Source organism: Trebonia sp., assembly GCF_030042015.1.
Taxonomy (GTDB): domain Bacteria; phylum Actinomycetota; class Actinomycetes; order Streptosporangiales; family Streptosporangiaceae; genus Trebonia.
Genome location: NZ_JASIAL010000313.1, coordinates 1 through 2679, shown reverse-complemented (window position 1 = coordinate 2679; position 2679 = coordinate 1). Strand labels below are relative to the sequence as shown.

At 73.9% G+C, this 2679-nt stretch carries 3 protein-coding genes; all 3 read left to right on the top strand.

The genetic code is table 11. From position 1 onward, the window contains the following. Positions 1-390, top strand: a 390-nt coding sequence (locus tag Q1N79_RS16840; RefSeq protein ID WP_300610026.1) for a metal ABC transporter permease, incomplete at its 5' end; no start/stop codon positions are given. After that, positions 387-908 carry a hypothetical protein gene (locus Q1N79_RS16835; protein WP_300610025.1) on the top strand — a complete coding sequence of 174 codons (522 nt, stop codon included), beginning with the start codon at positions 387-389 and terminating at the stop codon, positions 906-908. The genes Q1N79_RS16840 and Q1N79_RS16835, both read left to right, overlap by 4 nt. A gap of 66 nt (positions 909-974) precedes the next feature. Beyond that, positions 975-2679: thioredoxin domain-containing protein (locus Q1N79_RS16830; RefSeq protein ID WP_300610024.1), on the top strand; the 1705-nt coding region annotated here is incomplete at its 3' end.

Here is a 2679-nt window from a genome sequence, read left to right as displayed (position 1 = left end):
CTGGGCCTGGTCGCCGCCGCGGCGATCGGGCTGGCGTTCCGGCGGCTCATGCTGACCTCCACGCTGCCCGAGGTCGCCGACGCCCGCGGCGTGTCGACCAGGAAGACGGAGGTGTACTTCCTGGTCGTGATGGCGCTCGCGACGTCCATGACGATCCCGGTCGTCGGCGCGCTGCTGATGTTCAGCCTGATGATCGGCCCGGCGGCCGCCGCCCGGGCCGTCACCGCCCGCCCCGGGGTGGCCATGACCCTGTCGGTGGCGATCGCGCTGGCCACCGTGTGGGCCTCCATCGTGCTCTCCTACCACACCAACTGGCCGCTGGGCTTCTTCGTCGGCGTCGCAGGCGCGGTCTTCTTCCTGCTCAGCAAGGCGGCCAGAATAAGGGCATGACCCGCCGCTTCCGGTCCGTGACGCTGGCCGCTGCCGGCATGTGCCTGCCCCTCGTGGCCCTGGCGGCGTGCAGTTCCCCCCACTCGTCCGCCCATTCGCCGGATCCGGCGGCGGCCGCGCACCCGGGGTTCGCCGGGTACGAGTGGACCGTCGTCGCCATTGCGCGCGGCGGGGCGAACACAGCCATCCCGGCGAGGTACTCGGTCGACCTTATCTTCGCGCCCGGCGGGCAGTTCATCGCCAACGACCCGGTCAACACCCACAGCGGAACTTACGAGGTGACCGGCGGCGGATTCGTCACCAGCAACGTGGCCGTGTCGCTGGCCGGGTACGCCGGCCACGACCCGATCATCCTGCTCGCGCAGAGCGCGATCGGCTCCTTCGACACGTCGGCGCGCGCCGCGGCCAGCGTGGCCGGGAACCAGCTGACGGTCGCGGTGCGCGGCTACACGCTTACCTGCCGGCGGAATGGCACCCAGGGCAACCTCCCGCGGCCATCGCCGAGCCCGTCGGGCTAGCCAGTCCGTGCCTTATGGGGTCATGCGGATGGGACGACCGCGAGCCCCTGGCGCGAGAATGGTGCCATGAACCGGCTGAAGGCGGCGACAAGCCCGTACCTGCTGCAGCATGCCGACAACCCGGTCGACTGGTGGCCGTGGGGCGAGGAGGCGTTCACGGAAGCACGGCGGCGGGACGTGCCCGTGCTGCTGTCGGTCGGGTACGCGGCGTGCCACTGGTGTCACGTGATGGCACACGAGTCGTTCGGGGACCCGGCGACGGCGGCGGTCGTCAACGACAACGTCGTGCCGGTCAAGGTGGACCGCGAGGAGCGGCCGGACGTGGACGCCGTCTACATGGCCGCCACCCAGGCGCTGACCGGCCAGGGCGGATGGCCGATGACGGTCTTCATGACGCCGGACGGCGAGCCCTTCTACTGCGGCACGTACTTCCCGCGGGCGCAGTTCGTCCAGCTCGTGACCGCGGTGGCCCGTGCCTGGCAGCAGGACCGGGGGCAGGTCAACGAGCAGGCCGGGCGGATCTCGGCGGCGCTCGCGGAGAACGCCTCGGCCCTGTCGGGGCCCGGCGCGCCCCCGGGGGAGGGTTCGCTCGCCGAGGTGACGGCCCGGGCAGTGGCGGGGCTCGAGGCGGGCTTCGACCGCAGCGCCGGCGGTTTCGGGCGGGCCCCCAAGTTCCCGCCGTCGATGGTGCTCGAGTTCCTGCTGCGGCACCACAGCCGCACGGGGTCGCCTGCCGCCCTGTCGATGGCCGAGCGCACGTGCGAGGCGATGGCCCGCGGCGGCATCTACGACCAGCTGGGCGGCGGGTTCGCCAGGTACAGCGTGGACGCGGCCTGGGTGGTGCCGCACTTTGAGAAGATGCTGTACGACAACGCGCTGCTCGCCCGCGGCTACGCGCACCTGTGGCGGCTCACCGGGTCGCCGCTGGCGCGCCGGGTGGCCGAGGAGACCTGCGACTTCCTCGTGCGTGAGCTGTGCACGCCGGAAGGCGGGTTCGCGGCGTCGCTCGACGCGGACAGCGACGGCGCGGAGGGGGCGTTCTACGTGTGGACGCCGGTCCAACTGCGGGAGGTGCTCGGCGGGCAGGACGCGGCGTTCGCGGCGGCTGTGTTCGGCGTGACCGACCGGGGCACGTTCGAGCGCGGCAGCTCGGTCCTGCAGCGTCGGTCCGAGCCGCCCGGCGGGCCAGCAGGCGGCGAGCGGCTTGACCGGATACGCGGCGTCCTGCTGGCCGCCCGCGACGGGCGCATCAGGCCGGCCCGCGACGACAAGGTGGTGGCCGCCTGGAACGGCATGGCGATCGCCGCGCTGGCCGAGGCCGGCCTGCTCTTCGGCCGGCGCGACCTGATCACCGCCGCCGCGGACGCGGCCGGGCTGCTGGTGTCGGTGCACGTCGCGGGGGCGCGCGTCACCCGGACGTCGCGGGACGGGGTGGCCGGGCCGAGCGCCGGGCTGCTCGAGGACTACGCGTGCGTGGCGTCCGGGCTGCTCGCCCTGTACGGGGTCACCGGGGTCGCGCGCTGGGCCCGCGTGGCCGGCCTGCTGCTCGACACCGTGCTGTCCGCGTTCGGCGACGGGGCGGGTGGCTTCTATGACACGGCCGATGACGGCGAGCGGCTGATCTTCCGGCCCGCCGACCCCGCCGACGGCGCCACCCCATCGGGCGCGTTCGCGGCGGCGGACGCGCTGCTCAGCTACGGCGCCCTCACCGGCTCGGCGCGGCACAGGGACGCCGCGGTCGCCGCGCTGGGCGTGCTGCCGCCGATCGCGG

Bases quoted from the DNA above. Each gene is read 5' to 3' on its own strand.
- Q1N79_RS16835 (WP_300610025.1), top strand. From the start codon at position 387: ATGACCCGCCGCTTCCGGTCCGTGACGCTGGCCGCTGCCGGCATGTGC.